The 18,705-nt window shown below is 72.9% G+C and carries 13 protein-coding genes and 1 pseudogene; 4 read left to right on the forward strand and 10 right to left on the reverse strand.

Going from position 1 to position 18,705, the window contains the following annotated elements:
- The first annotated feature begins 147 nt into the window (after positions 1-147).
- On the forward strand, positions 148-1,242 hold the full coding sequence (locus ACTWPW_RS22830; protein ID WP_443169861.1) for an MFS transporter: 1,095 nt from the start codon (positions 148-150) through the stop codon (positions 1,240-1,242).
- A gap of 94 nt (positions 1,243-1,336) precedes the next feature.
- Positions 1,337-1,588 (forward strand): hypothetical protein, encoded by a 252-nt coding sequence (locus tag ACTWPW_RS22835; RefSeq protein ID WP_357867527.1) that lies wholly within the window; start codon positions 1,337-1,339, stop codon positions 1,586-1,588.
- A 7-nt stretch (positions 1,589-1,595) separates the two neighbouring features.
- On the opposite strand, the gene ACTWPW_RS22840 is transcribed toward ACTWPW_RS22835, so the two are convergent.
- The 8 genes and pseudogenes from ACTWPW_RS22840 to ACTWPW_RS22875 all read right to left on the reverse strand — a co-directional run bounded on the left by ACTWPW_RS22840 (position 1,596) and on the right by ACTWPW_RS22875 (position 13,598).
- Positions 1,596-2,690 (reverse strand): winged helix DNA-binding domain-containing protein, encoded by a 1,095-nt coding sequence (locus ACTWPW_RS22840; protein ID WP_443169862.1) that lies wholly within the window; start codon positions 2,688-2,690, stop codon positions 1,596-1,598.
- A 31-nt stretch (positions 2,691-2,721) separates the two neighbouring features.
- On the reverse strand, positions 2,722-4,425 hold the full coding sequence (locus ACTWPW_RS22845) for an ABC transporter family substrate-binding protein (RefSeq protein WP_375115275.1): 1,704 nt from the start codon (positions 4,423-4,425) through the stop codon (positions 2,722-2,724).
- A gap of 30 nt (positions 4,426-4,455) precedes the next feature.
- Positions 4,456-6,477, reverse strand: coding sequence for a dipeptide ABC transporter ATP-binding protein (locus ACTWPW_RS22850; RefSeq protein ID WP_375115276.1), 2,022 nt, complete (start codon positions 6,475-6,477; stop codon positions 4,456-4,458).
- Positions 6,474-7,384, reverse strand: a pseudogene (locus tag ACTWPW_RS22855) (ABC transporter permease). The gene ACTWPW_RS22850 and the pseudogene ACTWPW_RS22855 overlap by 4 nt, the downstream one beginning before the upstream one ends.
- Positions 7,381-8,367 carry an ABC transporter permease gene (locus ACTWPW_RS22860; RefSeq protein WP_443169863.1) on the reverse strand — a complete coding sequence of 329 codons (987 nt, stop codon included), beginning with the start codon at positions 8,365-8,367 and terminating at the stop codon, positions 7,381-7,383. The pseudogene ACTWPW_RS22855 and the gene ACTWPW_RS22860 overlap by 4 nt, the downstream one beginning before the upstream one ends.
- A gap of 154 nt (positions 8,368-8,521) precedes the next feature.
- Entirely contained in the window at positions 8,522-10,885 is a 2,364-nt protein-coding gene (locus ACTWPW_RS22865; RefSeq protein ID WP_443169864.1) for an AAA family ATPase, read from the reverse strand.
- Positions 10,886-10,949: 64 nt separating this feature from the next.
- A complete protein-coding gene (locus ACTWPW_RS22870; RefSeq protein WP_443169865.1) occupies positions 10,950-11,846 on the reverse strand; it encodes a haloalkane dehalogenase in 897 nt (298 codons plus the stop codon).
- Between the two features lie 15 nt (positions 11,847-11,861).
- Positions 11,862-13,598, reverse strand: a complete 1,737-nt coding sequence (locus ACTWPW_RS22875) for a tetratricopeptide repeat protein (protein WP_443169866.1) — start codon at positions 13,596-13,598, stop codon at positions 11,862-11,864.
- Between the two features lie 252 nt (positions 13,599-13,850).
- Between ACTWPW_RS22875 and ACTWPW_RS22880 the strand changes: the two genes are divergently transcribed.
- Together ACTWPW_RS22880 and ACTWPW_RS22885 are read left to right on the forward strand one after the other, a co-directional pair.
- Complete coding sequence (locus ACTWPW_RS22880; protein ID WP_443169867.1) at positions 13,851-15,380, forward strand: MFS transporter; 1,530 nt, start codon at positions 13,851-13,853, stop codon at positions 15,378-15,380.
- 8 nt (positions 15,381-15,388) lie between these two features.
- A complete protein-coding gene (locus ACTWPW_RS22885; RefSeq protein WP_443169868.1) occupies positions 15,389-16,099 on the forward strand; it encodes a DoxX family protein in 711 nt (236 codons plus the stop codon).
- Positions 16,100-16,190: 91 nt separating this feature from the next.
- Here ACTWPW_RS22885 and ACTWPW_RS22890 read toward each other — a convergent pair whose 3' ends face one another.
- Positions 16,191-17,828: an outer membrane protein assembly factor BamB family protein gene (locus tag ACTWPW_RS22890; protein WP_443169869.1), complete on the reverse strand. Its 1,638-nt coding sequence runs from the start codon at positions 17,826-17,828 to the stop codon at positions 16,191-16,193.
- The gene (locus tag ACTWPW_RS22895) at positions 17,810-18,640 is read right to left on the reverse strand and encodes a hypothetical protein (protein ID WP_375115283.1); all 831 of its coding nucleotides are present in this window, start codon (positions 18,638-18,640) and stop codon (positions 17,810-17,812) included. Before ACTWPW_RS22895 ends, ACTWPW_RS22890 begins: the two co-directional genes overlap by 19 nt.
- Positions 18,641-18,705 lie beyond the last annotated feature (65 nt).

Genomic DNA, 18,705 nt, shown 5'->3' on the forward strand with positions numbered 1-18,705 from the left:
GTACGCCCCTATAGACCGCGACGGCCCGTCCTCTGTGACAACTCCGGCGAAAGAGATTCGACGAGCACCCCCTGCCCGGATGTGCTCGGCCGAGCCCGGAGGAAGATCCTTACTATGGCCGGACCGAATTCCGAGGGGGGCCGGTAGATGCCGCTGATCGCGGTCTGTGCGGCGTGGGCCGTGTTCTGGGGGTCGTGGTCGGCCCTGCTTCCCGCCGTCAAGCTGGAGCTGGGCCTGTCGGCGGGGGACCTCGGGCTGGCCCTGAGCGCCGTGCCGGTGGGGGCGCTGCCCGCGATGGCGCTGGCCGGTCGGCTGGCCCGCGGGCGGGAACGCGCCGCGCTGATGGTCACGATGGGCCTGTTCGCGCTCAGCGTGGCCGCCATCGGGCTGGCCGACTCCGCCTGGCAGCTCGCGCTGGCGCTGCTGCTGGTCGGCGCCACCAGCGGCGCCCTCGACGTCGCGCTGAACCTGGCCACCGGCCGCGCCGAGCGCGAGAGCGGCCGGCGCCTCTTCCAGCCCGTGCACGCCGCCTTCCCGGTCACGGTCATCGCGGTGGCGCCGCTCACCGGGCTGGCCCGCTCGTACGGCCTCGACGTCGCCGCCGTGCTCCTGATCGTCGCCCTGATCGTGGCCGCCACGTCGCTGACCCTGCTGGCGCTGCCCCTGGGCCACGGCCTGCCCGACACCCCTGCCGCCGGTTCCGGCCGGCGCCTGTGGGGTTCGGCGGTGGTGCTGGGGGCGCTGGCCGCCTGCGTCCTGGTCATCGAGAACTCGGTCGAGCAGTGGTCGGTGCTGCTGCTGGAGGAGCACCGGGACGCCACCCCGCTGGTCGCCAGCGCCGCGCCCTCGGTCTACATGGCTGCGCTGACGGCCGGCCGGCTGATCGTGCAGGCGCTGCCCCGGACGCCGCTCAGGGCGTTGTACCTGGTGGCCGGCCTCGGCGGCGGCGCCGGGATCGCCCTGGCGGGGCTGGGCGGCGGCGTGCCGCTCTCGCTGGCCGGGTTCGCGGTCACCGGGCTGGCCCTCGGCCCGCTGGTGCCCGCCCTGCTCAGCCGGGCCGCGGCCGACGACGCGAGCGGGACGATGGTGTGGGGGGTGTCGACCATCTCCTACACCGGGTTCGTGGTGAGCCCGCTGCTCGTGGCCGGGCTGAGCGGGTGGCTCGGCCTGCCTGCCGCCCTGGGCGCGCTGGGGCTCCTGGGCCTGCCCCTGCTGGCCCGCTTCGCCGTCGAGCGCCCGTGACGGAGGCAGGCGGCCTGAATATGGTGGTTTCTTGGGGAAAAGAGACCCCGGAACCGGGTATCCCCCCGGCGGATCGACTGCAAAGGGGATCACCATGGCTGTCTGCGAGACCTGCGGTAACGACTACGACATGGCGTTCGAGGTGCACGCGCAGGGAGCGGTGCACACCTTCGACTGCTTCCAGTGCGCGATCGAGGCGATGGCGCCCATCTGCGAGCACTGCGGCACCAAGGTCATCGGACATGGGGTGCAGTCGGGCGAGCACTGGTACTGCTGCGCCCACTGCGCCCGCGAGGAGGGCAACAAGGGCATCGTCGACCGTGTGATGGCCGGCACTTCGGCGTAGGCACCCGCTAGCCGGCGAGCAGGGCGCGCATCCGCGCCACCGCCTCGTCGAGCGGGCCCTGCGGCACCGGGGCGGCGAGGTCGAGGGTGATGTCACCGCCCTTGGCCTCCCACACCCCGGCGACCCGCCCCTCGTGGACGACCACGGGGGAGATCCACCCTGCCTGCCTGCTGACCTTGGGCCTGAGCTCCGGCGGGAGCAGCGGGGCGAGCCCGCGGGGCGCGGCCAGGACGAACTGGTCGAAGCCCGGCAGCAGGTGCACCTCGGCCGACGGCGCGGTGCCGGCGACGTCGTCGAGGTGCTCGGTCAGCGCCGTCAGCGTCATGCCGTCGTCCGTCTCGACCTCCGTCAGCTCCGGCGCCAGGTCGCGGAACCAGCCCTTCAGCACGGCCTTCCTGGCCACGCCGCCGAACAGCCAGGTGTCGAACATCTCCGGCGTGGCCGGGCCGTGCGCGCCCAGGAAGGCCCGGACCAGGCGCGGCCCCGCCTCCTCGTGCGGCGGCAACCCGGCCGGCCAGCCGGGCACCCAGGCGCGCGGGGCGGTGAAGGCCACCCGGCCGTCGAGCGGCGGCGCGTAGCACAGCTCGCCCAGCCGGCTCAGCGGCTTGAGCAGGGCGCCCCAGCCGGACGTGAGCGCCTGCCGGAGATGGGCGTCCCCGGTCACCTCCACCACGGCGTCGACCAGCTCTTCCCGGGTCAGCGCCCGCTCGCCCAGCGCGCGGGGCACGGCGTCGATGATCGCCTCGATCTCACCGGTGGTGACGCCGTGGCCGCGCTGCCAGGAGCCCTTCTCCCAGAAGCGCAGCGTGCTCAGCGCCGCGCAGTAGTCGGCGAGCTGGTCGGCGGGCACCAGGTGCAGGGTGCCGCGCATGATCCAGGTCTTGACCAGCGTGCGCTCGCTCCACAGCGCCTTGTCGATCTCCTCGGGATCGGGCCTGGCGCTCCTGACCGCCACCGCCAGCCGGGCCGACGAGGTGACCTGGCTCTGCACGCCGCACAGCCGCCGGGCGACGGCCACGGCGTTCTCCGCGCCGGCCCCGCTCACGAACTGCCGGCGCAGGCGCCAGGAGAGGATCTGGGCCCAGGTCAACCTCGTCGTCATGCGTCCAGTAGTACACCGGGCCGCCGACACTTCAGCCCGTGAAGCCGATGTCCTCGTACTGGAGGTCGTAGAAGCCCCGGGCCCCCACGTTCGCCAGCGTCTGCCGCACGGCCACCATCTGCGGCCGCTGGTAGAGCGGGAGCACGTTCACCTCCTGCCAGATCAGCTTGTCGGCCGCGTTGGTCGCCGAGCGGGCCCGCACCGGCTCCAGGCTCTGCGCGGCCCGGCTCATGGCCTGGTCGATGGCCGCCGATCCGGTGCGCCCGAAGTTCGCGTTCCAGTTCTGGCCGTTGGTCGCGTTCGCGTAGATGCCGTAGCTGCTGGAGACCGGGAACGGCGTCCCGATGTAGGCGAACGGCGTGATGTCGAAGTTCCCGGGGATCACGTATTTGGTGAAGAAGTCGTCGCTGGGCACGGCCTTGATGGTGAGCTTGACCCCGATCTGGCCGAGCATGGTCTGCGCCAGCTCCCCCTCCGCCTTGCTGATCTGCACCCCGGAGGGCACCACGAACCGCAGGTCGAGGGGCTTGCCGTTCTTCTGCCTGACGGACCCGCTCAGCTTCCAGCCGGCGGCGTCCAGCAGTTGCCGGGCCTTGCCCGGGTTGTACGCGCCGAGCTCTCCGGCGTTGTCCTGGTAGCCCTCCTGGGTGTTCATGAAGAAGTGGTTGTTCAGCAGCGCGATCGGCCAGTCCAGCCCCTGCAGGTCCGACTGGGCGATGGCCTGGCGGTTGATGCCGAGCTGGATGGCCTGGCGCACGCTGCGGTCCCGGAGCAGCTCGCTGGAGCCGTTGAAGGTGAAGTGCCGGAAGTCGGGCCCGGCCGCGTGGCGCACCTGGGCCCCCGTGGTGGCCTTGGCCCGCGCGTAGTCGGGCGCGGACGGCTGGATGTCGATGATGTCGAGCTCCCCGTTGCTGAACGCGCTGATCAGCGCGTCGTGCTCGGAGGCCCGATAGATGATCTTGTCCAGCTTGGCCCGGTCGCCCCACCACGCGTCGTCCCGCACCAGCGTGATCGTCTTCGCCGTCTGGTCGAACCCGCCGAACTTGAACGGCCCCGCCGTCACCGGGATCTTGTTCAGCCACGCGGTGTTGAACGCCCCGGCGTCGTGGTTGGTGGAGGCCGGCAGCAGCGGCCCGAACAGCGCCTGCCAGTCACCGAACGGCCTGGCGAACGTCACCACCACCTCGTGGTCGTCCTTGCCCCGCGCCACCTTCTCGATGTCCTGGTAGCCCGTGGACGAGGCGATCCGGAAGGCCGAGTCGCGCCCGTTGAGCGCCCGCCACTGCGCCTGGTAGTCGGCCCAGGTGATCGGCTTCCCGTCGGACCACTTCGCCTTCGGGTTCAGCGTGTACGTCACCACCTGCTTGGGCCGCTGGTCGGTCACCTTGGCGTCGACCACGTAGTCGTGGTCCACCGAGATCTCCGCCTTCTCGTTGGACGTGAACGGCGAGGGCAGCAGCGCGTTGCTGACCACGGCGGCCATGGCCAGGTTGCCGTCGACGTGGTTCCTGTTCCACTGCGAGGGGAACTCGTTGATACCCCAGCGCAGCGTCCCGCCGTCCTTGACCTTGTCCCGCGGCTGCGGGTTGATGTCGAAGGCCTTGATCGTACGCTCGTCCCCGGCGCTGTCCTGGACCTCCGGGCCGCCCTGGTTGCCCCCACAGCCCCCCAGCAGCAGCGAGCCCGCCAGCGAGCCCACCACCGTGGCGGCCACGACCAGACGTGATGCTTTCATCGAGCGAATTCCTCCTGGATCGAGCGAGGTCTATACGACTTCGCGCCTCTCTGCGTAATGGCAGGCCGCCCCCTGGTCGTCGCCCAGCAGCCGCACCTCGGGCTCGACGTCGACGCAGAGCCTGCGTTGCTCGTCGGTGAGCTCGGCGCGGAACTTGGGGCACCTGGTGCGGAATCTGCAGCCCGTCGGAGGGTTGGCCGGGCTGGGTAGGTCGCCTTCGAGCAGGATCCGCTCGCGGGAGCGCTCGCGCACGGGATCGGGCAGCGGGATCGCCGACAGCAGAGCCTGCGTGTACGGATGGGCCGGGGCGTCGTAGACGGCGTCCACCTGGCCGATCTCGGCGATCCTGCCCAGGTACATCACCGCCACCCGGTCGGCGATGTGCCGCACCACGGCCAGGTCGTGCGCCACGAACAGGTAGGACAGGCCGAGCCTGGCCCGCAGCGAGTCGAGCAGGTTGATCACCCCGGCCTGGATCGACACGTCCAGCGCGGAGACCGGCTCGTCCAGCACCAGCAGCCGGGGCTCCAGCGCGAGCGCCCTGGCGATGCCGATGCGCTGGCGCTGCCCGCCGGAGAAGTCCTGCGGGTAGCGGGCGGCGTGCGCGGGGTCCAGCCCCACCAGGGCGAGCAGCTCGCCGATGCGCCGCCCGGGGTCGCGCCGGCCGTGCGTGCGCAGCGGCTCGGCCAGGATGTCGTAGACGGTCATGCGCGGGTCGAGCGAGGCCAGCGGGTCCTGGAAGACGACCTGCATGTCGCGCCTGACCTCGGTGCGCTCCGCCCGGCTCATCCGGGCGGTGTCGTGGCCGAGCACGACGACGCCGCCCTCCTGGGGCGGGGTCAGCTCCAGGATCTGCGTCAGCGTGGTGGTCTTGCCGCTGCCCGACTCGCCGACCAGGCCCAGCGTCTCGCCCTGCCGGAGGTCGAAGCTGACCCCGGCCACCGCGTGTACCGTGCCGACCCGCCGTTTGAACACCGCCCCCTTGAGCAGCGGGTAGTCCTTGACCAGGTTGTGCACCTCCAGCACGGCGCGCTCGCCGCGCACCCGCAGCACGGTGCCGTCGCCCGGGGCCGCGTGCCGGCCGGGGCCACGCGGCCCCACCTCCTCCCAGCGGATGCACGCCGCCCGGTGCTCCTCGCCCACCTGGAACAGCGGCGGCTCCCGCTCGTCGCACGCGTCGATCCGCATCGGGCAGCGCGGCGCGAACGGGCACCCGGGCGGCAGGGCCGAGGGCGACGGCGGGTTGCCCTCGATGGGCACCAGCGGCTGCCGCCCGTCGCGGTCCACGCGCGGGATCGAGCCGAGCAGGCCCACGGTGTACGGCATCCGCATCCGGTAGTAGATGTCGTCCACGCCGCCCACCTCGACGGGCCGCCCGGCGTACATGACCAGCACCCGGTCGGCGAACCCGGCCACCACCCCGAGATCGTGCGTGATCATGATGATCGCCGCGCCGGTCTTGGCCTGCGCCCGCTTCAGCACCTCCAGCACCTGTGCCTGGATGGTGACGTCGAGCGCCGTGGTCGGCTCGTCGCAGATGATCACGTCGGGGTCGTTGGCGATGGCCATCGCGATCACCACCCGCTGCCGCATGCCGCCGGAGAACTCGTGCGGGAAGGCCAGCGCCCGCTCGGCCGGATGCGGGATGCCGACGAGCTCCAGCAGCTCGATCGCCTTGACCAGGGCCGTCTCCTTGCTGACCCGCTGGTGCACGCGCACGGCCTCGGCGATCTGGTCGCCCACCCGGTAGACCGGGGTGAGCGCGGACAGCGGGTCCTGGAAGACCATCGACATGGACTTGCCGCGGACGGCGTTGAGCCTGCGCTCCGGCGCGCCGATCAGCTCCTGGCCGTGCAGGCGCACGGAGCCGGTGACCCGCGCCCCCGGCGGCAGCAGCCCCATGACGGCGGCCGAGGTGACCGACTTGCCCGAGCCCGACTCGCCCACGATGCCGAGCACCTCGCCCGGGCGTACGGAATAGCTCACCCCCCGCACGGCGCGCACGTCGCCGAACGACACGTTGAGGTCGTTGACCTCGAGGACCGGGGTCATCGCGCCCCCCTCGCCGAGGACGGGTCGAACGCGTCGCGCAGCGCGTCGCCGACGAGGTTGACCGCCAGCACGGTGATCACCAGCAGCCCCGCCACGAACCAGAACGTCCACGGCGCGTAGACCGCGGTCTTGGAGCCGTCGGCGATGAGCGTCCCGAACGACACGTCGGGCGGCTGGATGCCGAACCCGAAGTAGGACAGCGAGGTCTCGGTGAGGATGGCGCTGCTCACGTTGAGGGTGGCGTCCACGATCAGCAGCGACGACAGGTTGGGGATCACGTGGCGGAAGATGATGCGCACCGGCGGCACGCCCATGTAGCGGGCGGCCTGCACGAACTCCCGCTCCTTCACCGAGATCGCCATCCCGCGCACGATCTTCGAGGTCACCATCCACAGGAACAGCGCCAGCATGATCACGAACAGCCACCACTGCCCCGACCCGAACAGCGGCGACAGGATCGCCAGGATCAGGAACGCCGGCAGCACGAGCAGCAGGTCGGTCACCCAGCTCAGCGCCCGGTCGGTCCACCCCGGGAAATAGCCGGCAAACGCCCCCACCACGGCCGCCAGCGCCGTGGACACCAGCGCCGCCAGCAACCCACGACCAGCGACTTCTGCATGCCGCGCAGCGTCACCGCGAAGACGTCGGAGCCCGTTTGGAGCGTTCCGAACCAGTGGCGCGGCGAGGGCGGCTGCATGAACGCGGTGAAGTCTTTGTCGGTGTAGGTCCACGGGCTGAACAGCGGCCCCACGAAGGCCAGCAGGAACATCAGCGCGAGCACCGCGAAACCGATCCGGCCCTGCGCGGAGCGGAAGAACCGCCCGGTGACCACCCGCGCCCTCGACGGCGCCCTGGTCAGAACGCCGTCGGTGAGCTCTTCCGCCCGCTCCTCGTCGGACAGCGTCATCGCGCCCGCACCCTCGGGTCGAGCGCGGCGTGCAGCAGGTCGGCGGCCAGCGAGGCGCACAACACGGCGATGGCGGCCAGGAAGGAGATGGCCGCGACGGTGTTGACGTCGTTGCCGAAGATCGAGTTGATCAGCTGCTCGCCCAGCCCGTGCCAGCCGAAGATCTTCTCCGTGAACGTGGCCCCGGTCAGCAGCACCCCGAACGTGAACGCGAAGTAGGTCACCACCGGGATCATCGCCGTGCGCAGCGCGTGGCGGGTCAGCGCCTTGCGCCTGCTGAGCCCCTTCGCCCTGGCCGTACGGACGAAGTCGGCCCCCAGCACGTCGAGCATCATGTTGCGCTGGTAGCGGCTGAAGACCGCGATCAGCCCCATGGACAGCGAGATCGTCGGCAGGACCAGGTGTTGCAGCCGGTCGACCACGTGCCCCCAGAACCCGGTCGTCAGGCCGTCGCTGTATTCGCCGCTGACCAGGAACACCTGGCGGCCGAACAGGTGCTCGTTGACCCACGAGGCCAGCAGGATGAGCATGTTGGCCAGCACCACCACCGGGACCGCGAGCACCACGAACGACAGGCCGGTCGAGAGCCGGTCGAACCACCCGTACTGCCGGACCGCCGCCAGCGCGCCGGTGAGCACCCCGAGCAGGCTGCCGAAGAGCAGGCCCAGCACGACCAGCCGGAAGGTGACGCCCATGCGGCGCTTGATGTCCTCGTTGACCGGCGCGCCCGCGACGGTCCTGCCGAAGTCGCCGTGCAGCAGGCCGCCCGCCCAGGTGGCGTAGCGCTGCAGCAGCGGCGTCTTGTCGTTGAGGTTGAGCGCGCTGAGCTGGGCGTCGACCACGGCCGGCGGGGGCTTGGGGGTGCGGTCGGCGTAGTTGGAGCGCGGATCCAGGGCGGTGGCCGCCAGCAGGTAGGCGAGGCTGGCCGCCACGGCGACGAGCACGGCGTAGTTGAGCAGCCTGCGGGCCAGGAACCCCGCCATCGCTCCCCCTCCGACGCGCACCCGCACGTAGCGGTGCCGGGCTTGGCCATCACCGACCCGCTCACTCTACGACATCGCGCGGACACTATGAGGCAACATGCCATGGACTGGGACCCCTACCTTGTGGGGTTCCGGGAGGGGGCGCGGCGGCCGTTCAGCGCCCGGCGAGCTCGTCCACGGCCGTGCGGACGTCCTCGCTCGTGATCGTGGTCAGGTCGGCCGAGCTGGCCGATCCGCCGCGCGCGGCGTGGGCGGCCAGCCGCACGTCGCGCCGCATGGCCGCCCGCTCGAACAGGGACCTGGCGAAGCGGCCGTTGCCGAGCCCGTCGATCAGCCGCTCCTCGCACACCCAGGCGAACACCTCGTCGAGACGGCTCAGCGCCTCTTCGTCGAACGAGTCGCCCGACTTCTCCGCCAGCAGCACCGCGATCTGCGACAGCTCGGCCGGCGAGTAGCTGGGGAAGGCCACCCGCTGGTTGAACCGGCTGGCCAGGCCCGGGTTGGTGGCCAGGAAGGCGTCCATCTCGCGCTCGTAGCCGGCCAGCACGATGACGAGCCGGTCGCGGTCGTCCTCGGCCCGCTTGAGCAGGGTCTGCACGGCCTCGGCCCCGAACGCGTCGCCGCCCTGGTAGCCGGGGTTGACCAGGCTGTAGGCCTCGTCGATGAACAGCACGCCGCCCAGCGCCCGGTCGACCAGCTCGTTGGTCTTGATCGCGGTCGCGCCGAGGTGCTGGCCCACCAGGTCGGCCCGGTGCGCCTCGACCACGTCGGGCCGGGCCAGCAGGCCGAGCGCGGCGAAGATGCGGCTCAGGACCCGGGCGACCGTGGTCTTGCCGGTGCCGGGCGGGCCGGCGAACACGAAGTGGCGCATCTGCTGCGGCGTGGGCAGCCCGCGCTCCTGCCGCATCCTGGCCACCTGGAGCTGGGCCGCGATCGCGTGCACCTGCCGCTTGACCGGGGCGAGCCCGGCCATCCTGTCGAGGTCGGCCAGCGCCTCCTCCAGCGTGGGGGTGGCGACGTAGCCGCGGAAGCGGGCGGTCAGCTCCTGGAACGCCTTGGTCACGTCGGGCGTCGTGGTGGTCACCAGGTCCTGGGTGGTCGGGGTGCCGCCGGCGCCCACCACGCGTACGTCGCGGGCCTGCGCCGCGGCCTCGACCAGGCTGCGGGCGAACCTGGCGTTGCCCAGCTCGTCGATCAGCCCGCGCCGGTGCACGTCGTCGTACAGGCCGAGCAGCACCCGGCGGGTCTCGGGGCCCATCGTGTCGCCCCTGCGCCGCTGCAGCAGCTCGGTGACCTCGACCAGCTCGGCGGGGGAGTAGCCGGGGAAGCGCACCCGGGTGGCGAACCTGCTGGCCAGGCCCGGATTGCTGGACAGGAACGAGCCCATCTCCTGCTCGTAGCCGGCCAGGATGATGATCACCCGGTCGCGGTCGTCCTCGGCCCGCTTGAGCAGGGTCTGCACGGCCTCGGCGCCGAACCGGTCGGGCTGCCCGTCGGAGGAGTTGACCAGCCCGTACGCCTCGTCGATGAACAGCACGCCGCCCAGCGCCCGGTCCACCAGCTCGTTGGTCTTGATCGCGGTCGCGCCCAGGAACTCGCCCACCAGGTCGGCCCGCTGCGCCTCGACCACGTAGGGGGTCTCCAGCAGGCCGAACGCGTAGAAGATCTTGGCCAGCGCGCGGGCGACGCTGGTCTTGCCGGTGCCGGGCGGGCCGACGAAGACGAAGTGCCTGGTGGGCCGCCCGGCGGTGTAGCCGGCCTCGGCGCGCAGCCTGGAGGCCTCGATGGAGGCGGCGATCGAGCGCACCTGCTCCTTGACCGGCGCCAGCCCGATCATGCTCTCCAGCTCGCCGAGCGCCTCCTCAACGGAGATCTGCGGCGGCGCGCCGGTCTTGTCGTGCGGCGCCTCGGGCCTGCCCTCGCGGGCCCTGACGCGGACCTGCTGCTCCTGGGCGGCCACGCTCTCCGCCTTGGCCTTGCGGGCGAGCACGAACCGGTGGACGAGGACGGCCGCGGCGGCGGCGTAGGCGACCCAGACCGCGGTGCCGTCGGAGACGGGCGAGAGCGCGGCGGCGAGCAGGCCGGCGGGGACGAGCGCCATCAGCGTGCTCATCCACGGGGTCACCCAGCGGATCAGGTGGGCCGCGGCGGCGACCGGCAGGGCCAGCGCGACCATCGCGTGCACGGTCGCGGCGCCCGCGGGGAACAGCCCGGAGAACGCCACCAGCGCCAGGACGGTCCAGCCCGCGACCACCAGCGCGGTGGCGGCGGCGCGCGGGAAGCGCATGGTCAGCGCGACGAACGCGAGCAGCAGGAGCACCAGGGGGAAGGTCTTGAGCAGGTCCCACCCGAGTGCCGCGCCCACCCCCATGGCGGCCACCAGGACGACCACGTAGAGCACCCGGCGCGCGGCCGGGGGAATCTGGAAATAACGCAGCCGAACCTTCTCGAACAGATCCCGCGCCGCGGCCCGCCCCAAGGCCTGGCCCCTGTCAGCGGCGCTGTCGGACTCACGCATCACGCCTCCCCGGTCCGCCCCCGGTTATACCGCACCGGACCGACTATTGGGCGGACCTGACACGCTAGGTGGAGGTCACGAAAAGGGCTATCTGACGCCCGAGTTCCGCCCCCGCGTCCTCTTGGAGGAAGTGCCCGGCGCCCTTGATCACGGGATGGTGCAGGCCAGCCGCACCGCGCATCGTTTTGAGCAGAATGGGCGCCATGCCCCCCGTGATCGGATCGCTGTCGGAGAACGCCACCAGGAACGGCCGGTCCAGTGTGGTGAGGATCTGCCAGGCAGCGCGGTTGGCGGGCGCGGCGGGATCGGCCGGCGTGATCGGCACGAGGCCGGGCATGGCACGCGGTCCCGCCTTGTACGACTCGTCGGGGAAGGGCGCGTCGTAGGCCGCCCGTACCTCCTCCGGCAGCTCGCTCCGGCAGCCCGCCTGGATGAGCCGGGCGATGTCCAGCACCGGCGCCTTGAGCACCGCGTCCCTGAACCGGTGCCACACGTCAGGCATGGGAATGTCACCCGTCGGCAAGCCCGTGTTGGCGGCCACGATCCGGGCGACGCTCCCGGGGTGCTCGGCGGCGATCCGCAGCCCGATCAGGCCGCCCCAGTCCTGGCCCACGATCGTCATGCCGTCGAGGCCGAGGGCGTCGAGCAACAGGGCGCGGGTCCACTCGACGTGCCTGGCGTAGGTGTGGTCGGCCAGGTCGGCGGGCTTGTCGGAGCGGCCGAAGCCGACGAGGTCCACCGCGATCGCGCGCAGCCCCGCCGCCGCCAGCTCCGGCAGCACGTGCCGGTAGAGGAACGACCAGCTCGGCTCGCCGTGCAGCAGCACGACCGGCTGCCCGTCGGAGGGGCCGGCCTCGACGTAGGCCATGCGCAGGCCGTCGGCGATCTCTGCGTAGTGAGGCTCGTAGGGGAAGTCGGGCAGGTTCGCGAAGCGCTCTTCGGGCGTACGCAGGGTTCGCATAGAACAAGATTCTACTCAGCGGCGCTGGTGACGTCCCGGGAACTCTCCCACCAGCACCTGCTTGGGCGTGACGCGCAGGACGTCCGAGTCGGCCAGGGCGATCCCGCGCACCTCGACCCAGAACCGCCGCTGCAGCGGGTCGGTGGCGAACACCGCCACCCTGGGGTCCTCCTCGATGGCCTCCCACGCCTCCGTCTCGGCGATCAGGCGCAGCTCGCCCGAGGAGGTCACGGAGGCCACCGCCCCGGCGACCCGGGGGCCGAGGGCGTCGCCGTAGGACAGGACGATGCTGCGGGCGTACGAGAAGGTCTGGCGTACCTCCGAGTCCAGCGTCACCGACGGCTGGGCCCCCATGGGCAGGTCACACATGAGCAGGGAGGCGCGCCACGGTCCCGGACCGCCCCGCCACCACGAGCGCACGGCCCGCGCCGCGAACACGACCGCCGCCGCCCCCAGCGCGCCCAGCCCGGTCCGCCACGCCCACACCGAGCCCAGCAGCCCGCCCGTCGCGCAGGCGGCGGCGGCCAGCACCACGAGCCCGGTCGCGGTGGCCAGCCACCGGTCGCCGCCCCGCCGGGCGCGCAGGTAGCCGCGCACCATCGGGTACGGCACCGCGAGCGCCGCCAGCGCCGCCCTCGGCTCCAGCACCAGTGCCCCGCCCGCCAGCGCCACCAGCACCGACCAGGTCCTGCCGAGCACGATCCAGAGCGTCACCCCGGCGTTCCGCCGGGCGGTCCGCTCGGTCGCGCGCACCGTCTCGGCCAGCGCCAGCAGCGGGCGCCCGCGCCAGGTCTCCGCCAGCGCGCGCACGGCCGCCAGCGCCGGCCAGCCCAGCACCACGATGCCCGCCAGCCCGGCCCAGACCGGATCCAGCGAGGACGGCAGCGCCGGCACCGCCCCCAGGAGCAGCCATGCGGCGTACGCTGCCACCGCCAGCGCCGCCGAGGCGACCGACACCCCGAGCCAGGGGTCCCTGCAGAGCATCGCCCGCGCGTACGCCCAGACGCCGACCCGCCGCGCCTGCCTGACCGTGAGCGGCACCAGCAGCACGAGCACGGCGAAGCCGCCGATCTGCGCCTGGACGCCCCAGTCGAGGAAGAGCGCGCACGCGGCGACCGCGACCGTGGCCACGGCGACCACGAGGCGCACCTGCCGGGACCACACCTCCAGCGCGCGCCTGGCCCGGCCCGTGTCGCGCGGGTCGACCGGCCAGGCCGGGTCGTGGTGCGGCCGGGGGCGGTCCCAGCGCAGCAGGGCCAGGCCGAGGTTGACCCGGGCCTGCGGATCATCGGGGTCGAGGGCGAGGGCGGTCCGGTAGGACCGCTCGGCACGGGCGTGCTCGCCGCGCAGCAGGGCCAGGTCGCCCAGCATGACCTCAGGGCCCGGCTCCTCCGGCGCGAACTTCCTGGCCAGCGTCGCGTGCTCGACCGCCTCGGCCCACCGGCCGGGCACGCGGCGCAGCACCGCCGCCAGGCGCAGCCGGGCCGGCCAGGAGCCGCGGCCCAGGTCCACGGCCCGCTCCGCGGCGGGGACGGCGTCGGCGTCGCGGCCCAGCCTCTCGTGGGCGAGGCTGATCAGCCGCTGCGGCCACTCGGCGGCCGGCTCCAGGTCGGCGGCGCGGCGGGCGGCTTCCAGCGCGGACTCGGAGCGGCCGGCGTTCAGCCTGGTCAGGGCCTCGTCACACCATTCGCGTGAGGACCGGTCGGAAAAGTTGCCTCTTGTGCCACTTGCGTCGGTCCCCACGAGTCCCATGATCGGCTGGCGGGGCAATGTTGGATAGATACCGACATATGGCTGTATCTCTCTAGAGAGGTTGGGGGTGACCCCGGATCACCCGATACCGCTATGACAAGTCCGTGGCATGGCCTAAGCTGCCACGCAAGCCGGAGCGCCGGAGCCAGGCGGCCGAGCTCGGGAGGAGTGAGCGCCGCCCCATGGCTCCGCCGCCTGTCGATGAACAGCACGTGCGGGCCCTGGGAAACGGATCGGCCTGCAAGGAGGCCCATGACCGTCACACAGGCCGCACCCCTCGTACGGACTGCCGACCGGGAGCACCACGACCGCCGCTGGGCCATTCTCGTGCTGCTCTGCCTGAGCCTGCTGCTGATCACGGTCGACGCCACCGTCCTGCACATCGCGGTCCCCGCGCTCACGGCCGCCCTCGAACCCTCCGCGGTGCAGCTGCTCTGGATCATCGACATCTACTCGCTGGTGGTCGCGCCGCTGCTGATCGTGTTCGGCACGCTCGGCGACAGGTACGGCCGTAAACGGCTGGTCCTGTGGGGCTTCGTCCTGTTCGGCGTGGCCTCGGCCGGCGCCGCGTTCGCCCCGACCCCGCTGACGCTGATCATGGCCAGGGCGCTGCTCGGCGTGGGCGGTGCGATGATCATGCCCGCCACGCTGTCGCTGATCCGCCAGGTGTTCACCGACAGGCGCGAGCGGGCCGTCGCGCTGGGCGTCTGGAGCGCCGTCGCCGCGGCCGGAGCGGCGGTCGGGCCGCTGATCGGCGGCGTGCTCGTCGGCTTCTGGTGGGGCGCGGTCTTCCTCATCAACGTGCCGATCCTGCTGGTGCTGCTGCCCGCCGCCGTACGCCTGCTGCCCGAGTCCCGCGCGCGCAAGGGCCGGCCATGGGACGTGGTGAGCGCCGCGCTGTCGGTGTTCGGCATCCTGGCGCTGGCGTTCGGGCTCAAAGAGGCGGGCTCGGGCAGCCTGATGCCGTTCTGGGCCGCGGCGGTGGTGTTCCTGACGGGGCTGGGACTGCTCGTGGCGTTCGTACGGCGGCAGACCCGCCTGCGCGAGCCGTTCCTGGAGATCGGGCTGTTCCGGCGCCGCGCGTTCACGACCGGGGTCGCCGGCGTGCTGCTGGGCGTGTTCGCGCTGGTGGGCCTGCAGCTCATGCTCGCCCAATACCTGCAGCTCGTCCTCGGCGACAGCCCCGTGCGCGCGGCGCTCAGGATGTTGCCCCTGGTCGTCTCCGCCATCTTCGGCGGGCTCGCCGCCGCCCACATCCTGCCCAGGATCGGCATGCGGGCCACCATGAGCGGCGGGCTCGGGCTCGTCGCGCTGGCCCTGACGCCCACCCTGAGCTGGGGGGTCGAGGGCCACCCCGTGATGCTGGCGGTGTGCTTCATCGGCATCGGGTTCGGGGTGCAGGTGGCGCTGCTGGCCGCCTCCGACACGATCATGGCGTCGGCCTCCGAGTCACAGGCGGGCGGGGCCGCGGCCATCGAGGAGACCGCGTACGAGCTGGGCGCCGGGCTCGGCGTGGCCGTGCTCGGCACGATCACCGCGATCGTCTACGCGCCGGGGCTGCCCGCCGTGCCCGGGGTGTCCGAGGGCGGCATGGACGAGGCCAGGCAGTCGCTGGCCTCGGCCGCCCACGTCGCGGACGAGATCGGCGGCAACGCGGGCGGCGCGCTGCTCGACGCCGCCCGGTGGGCCTTCGTCAACGCCCTGCACACGACCGTGGTCGTGAGCGTCGTCCTGCTCAGCCTGACCGCCGTCGCGGTGGCCGTGCTGCTCAGCCGTGATTGAGGTGTGCCATGTCCCGATTAGGGCAGTCAAGTACCGTGAAACAGGTCCTTCGTGATCTTGCCGCTTTAGTCGCCCGCATCGGTGTGGGCGGTATCTTTTTCGCCAACGGCTGGACCAAGCTGGAAGACGGTCTGAAAGTCACCGGGGCGAACTTCCTCCAGCAGGGTGCCCCCGCACCCCGCGCCTGGGCCACGGTCACCATGCTCGCCGAGCTGATCGGCGGCGCGCTGCTCATCGCCGGGCTCGTGGTCTCCGCCACGGGGCTGATCCTCTTCGCCGAGGCACTGGCGGTCTTCCTGGTGGCCCCTCCGCTCAATCCCATCACCATGAACGAGCTGATCCTCCTCGGAGCCGCCTCCCTCCTGCTCGCCGTGGTCGGCGCGGGGCGCGTGTCGGTGGACCACATGGTCGTGATCCGGCGGAGGGAGTCGGAGGCGGCCGACGAGTTCGCCGCCGACACGGAGGCCGACCGGGTCATCGCCTCGTTCCGAGATCCGGACCGGCCCGATCCGCTCGCGCGTACCCCGGCCGCGGACCCGGCCCCGGAGGACGGGTCCGAGGTCTCGGAGTCGGACGACACGGCGCCGCACCCGAGGCCCCGCGGACCGGCGGGGGAGCCCAAGAGCAACGAGGAGCCGTCGCCCGCGCCGGGCGACACGCTGGTGGCGGGCCGCAAGAAGCCCGCGGCCCGCGGCCGCCGCCCCGCCTCCACCGACTGACCCCGAGGTTCGCTCCGGCGCCGCACCCAGGGGGCATACGTCGTGTCACCGGCCCTGGGGGTGCCCCGCACTCCCAGGGCCGTGCGTCGCGTCAGCGCTGCGCAGGCGGCCGGCGACCGCCAGGACTGTGTGCCGGGCCAGCGGTGCGGAGGCGGGCGGCGACCGCCAGGGCCGTGCGCCGGGTCAGGGCCGGGTCGCCGACTGCCTGGACGGCGGCCAGGATCCGGCCGCCCGTCGCCCACGCGTACGTACGCCGGTCGGCGCGGTCGGGTTCCGAGCCGAGGTAGGCCCCTTCGCCGAGCCGCAGCACCGCCGGGTCCGCGGCGGCCTTCGTGGCGGCCAGCAGCCGGACGTCGGCCTCCGTCGCGGCGACCCACGTGATGGCCACCCGCACCTGGGCCCCGGCGTCGTCCGGCGGGACGAACGTGCACGTGCTCGGCCGCGGCCAGCGCAGCCCCAGATGCCCGCCGGTGCCCGGGACCGGGAGGTACCCGGGCGGCGCCGCCGGGCCGAGGAGCGCGCACGCGTCGGGCCAGCTCCCGGGCGGCACGGGCAACGACGGCGGCAGCCCGGTCCGCCCGTGGAAGGTGTAGGCGGTCAGGCGGCCACCACCGGGATGGATCTCGTACACGAGCACGTCGCGCGCGGTGGAGCCGACGACGGACGCGGCCCGCTGGGCGACCGGCAGGCGCAGCACGGCCCGTGTCCCGTCGGCCAGGGAGATGACCTCGACCAGGCCGGGTTCGAGCCCGCTGAAAAGCTCTCCCACCGCGTGGCGGGCCGTCAGATGGCCGGCGCCGGGCAGGTGGTCCTCGAGGCTCTCCGCTCCCGTGCGCGGCCTCAGCGACGTCCGCCAGGCGACCCGCCCGTCGCGCAGCGCGGTGATCAGCCGGGCGCCGGCCACGCTGTGGACGACCAGCGTGAGCGCGCCGGCGTGCACCGCCGTCGTCCTGGCGACCTGCGGGAAGGTGTCCGGCACCCGCGCGACGAGCCGGCCGCGGGAGTCGAGGACGGTGAGGAGCCCGTCGATCGAGGCGGTGATCAACCCCGTGGACGAGACCTCGGTGTTGAGGATCTGCTCGGGCGCGCCGGGGACCTCATGGGCCCAGGCCACCTGTCCGGTGCGCGGGTCCACGCCGCGCAGAACCCCCTTGCCGCGGCAGTCCGCGGCGAGGACGGGAAGGCCGGCACCGATCAGATCAGGTGGGGCACAGCCCGGCGGCCACGGCAGGGTCCACGTGTCGCGGCCGGTCGCCGGGTCGATCCCGCGCAGGCCGTCGTGCGCGGCCCAGGCGATGCCGGTGGGCGTCAGGGCCGAGGCCCTGGCGTACGGGAGCGCGCGTGACCACGTCGTTGTGCCGGCGAGCGGGTCGTGCAGGCTGATGCGCTGCCCGGTCCCCTCGTCGACGCGCACGGCGAGGGACTCCCCGACGAACCGCACGTCCATCGTGGCGCCGAGCGGAGGCTCGGCCAGCGGGAAGGTGCTCACCAGCCGCCCTGTCCCGGCGTCGTGGACGCGGACGGAGCGCGGCCGGGCGGATCGTACGGCCAGCAGGTGACGCCCGCGGATCGTCGCCGTGGGCACGTGGAGGTCGATGCCCTCGTCGCCCAGCGGCCCCAGCTCGACGCTCCAGGCGGCGGTGAGCCCCGCCCGCTCCGGCCCGGCCGCCCGGCTGCCGGCGGCGCAGGCGAGGACGAGCGCGCCGGCGATCAGCGCCCGGAGCCGCATGCCCGGTCCGGCTCGAAGAACTCGCAGGCCGCCCGGCCGGTGGCGGCCCGCAGCCCCGCGCCGGTGTTGAGGTAGACCGTGCCGTAGCCGGTGTGGCGCTCGGGGGCTCCGGTGACCCGGAACGGCCGTCCCGCCTGATCGGTGACCGTGATGCGCTCCGCCCGGTCGCCGCCGCCGGGCACGTATTCGACCTCCAGGTTGAACGCGTGGCTGCGGGCTCCGGCGCGGATCTCGAGGCCGAGCTCGGTCTGCTCGCCCTGTTGCAGTGACAGGCTCTGCCGGCCGAAGTAGGGCGGTCCGGGCTTGCCCGCGCTGGTGAAGAACTTGCGGGGAGCATCGAGGTCCACGGTGAGCTGCGGGTTCCGCTCCGCCGTCTCGCTGGGGAACTCGACGAAGGCGCCGGTGATGTTCGGCCGGTCGCCGGTGACCTCTTTCACGCGTACGTCCGTGATGCGGACGGGGGCGCGGTCGGCCTCGAACACCACGCGCACGCGCATCCACTCCACCCAGGCGCCGCCCAGCCGCCCGGCCAGGTCGAGGAAGGCGGGGTCGTCGAAGCGGCCGGTCAGGAAGATCGCCCGGTCCCGCGGCGTCACGGGCAGGGCGGGCACGGCCAGGTGCGGGTTGCGGCCGGTGGCGGGCAGCACCGTGGCACGCAGCGCCGGCTTGCCGAGGCCGAGCAGGTCGGCCGGCCGGACGATCAGGCTGAGCGCGTCGGTCGCCCACGCCGTGATGACGGCGGTGAGTATCCCACCGGCCCATAGCAGGATCTTGGTCCGCTTTCCGCCTTCGGGCTCATCCTTTTCCGGCACGAGAACTCAATGTAACGCACCGAATACGTCCGGTGAGAATCCGTTGAGGTGGAGATCGGCTTCGC

This window comes from Nonomuraea sp. KM90 (assembly GCF_052246675.1).
In the GTDB taxonomy this organism is placed as follows: Bacteria; Actinomycetota; Actinomycetes; order Streptosporangiales; family Streptosporangiaceae; genus Nonomuraea.

Bases quoted from the DNA above. Each gene is read 5' to 3' on its own strand.
- ACTWPW_RS22880 (WP_443169867.1), top strand. From the start codon at position 13,851: ATGACCGTCACACAGGCCGCACCCCTCGTACGGACTGCCGACCGGGAG.
- ACTWPW_RS22890 (WP_443169869.1), bottom strand. From the start codon at position 17,828: ATGCGGCTCCGGGCGCTGATCGCCGGCGCGCTCGTCCTCGCCTGCGCC.
- ACTWPW_RS22875 (WP_443169866.1), bottom strand. From the start codon at position 13,598: ATGGGACTCGTGGGGACCGACGCAAGTGGCACAAGAGGCAACTTTTCC.
- ACTWPW_RS22845 (WP_375115275.1), bottom strand. From the start codon at position 4,425: ATGAAAGCATCACGTCTGGTCGTGGCCGCCACGGTGGTGGGCTCGCTG.
- ACTWPW_RS22860 (WP_443169863.1), bottom strand. From the start codon at position 8,367: ATGGCGGGGTTCCTGGCCCGCAGGCTGCTCAACTACGCCGTGCTCGTC.
- ACTWPW_RS22870 (WP_443169865.1), bottom strand. From the start codon at position 11,846: ATGCGAACCCTGCGTACGCCCGAAGAGCGCTTCGCGAACCTGCCCGAC.
- ACTWPW_RS22885 (WP_443169868.1), top strand. From the start codon at position 15,389: ATGTCCCGATTAGGGCAGTCAAGTACCGTGAAACAGGTCCTTCGTGAT.
- ACTWPW_RS22840 (WP_443169862.1), bottom strand. From the start codon at position 2,690: ATGACGACGAGGTTGACCTGGGCCCAGATCCTCTCCTGGCGCCTGCGC.
- ACTWPW_RS22835 (WP_357867527.1), top strand. From the start codon at position 1,337: ATGGCTGTCTGCGAGACCTGCGGTAACGACTACGACATGGCGTTCGAG.
- ACTWPW_RS22830 (WP_443169861.1), top strand. From the start codon at position 148: ATGCCGCTGATCGCGGTCTGTGCGGCGTGGGCCGTGTTCTGGGGGTCG.
- ACTWPW_RS22865 (WP_443169864.1), bottom strand. From the start codon at position 10,885: ATGCGTGAGTCCGACAGCGCCGCTGACAGGGGCCAGGCCTTGGGGCGG.
- ACTWPW_RS22850 (WP_375115276.1), bottom strand. From the start codon at position 6,477: ATGACCCCGGTCCTCGAGGTCAACGACCTCAACGTGTCGTTCGGCGAC.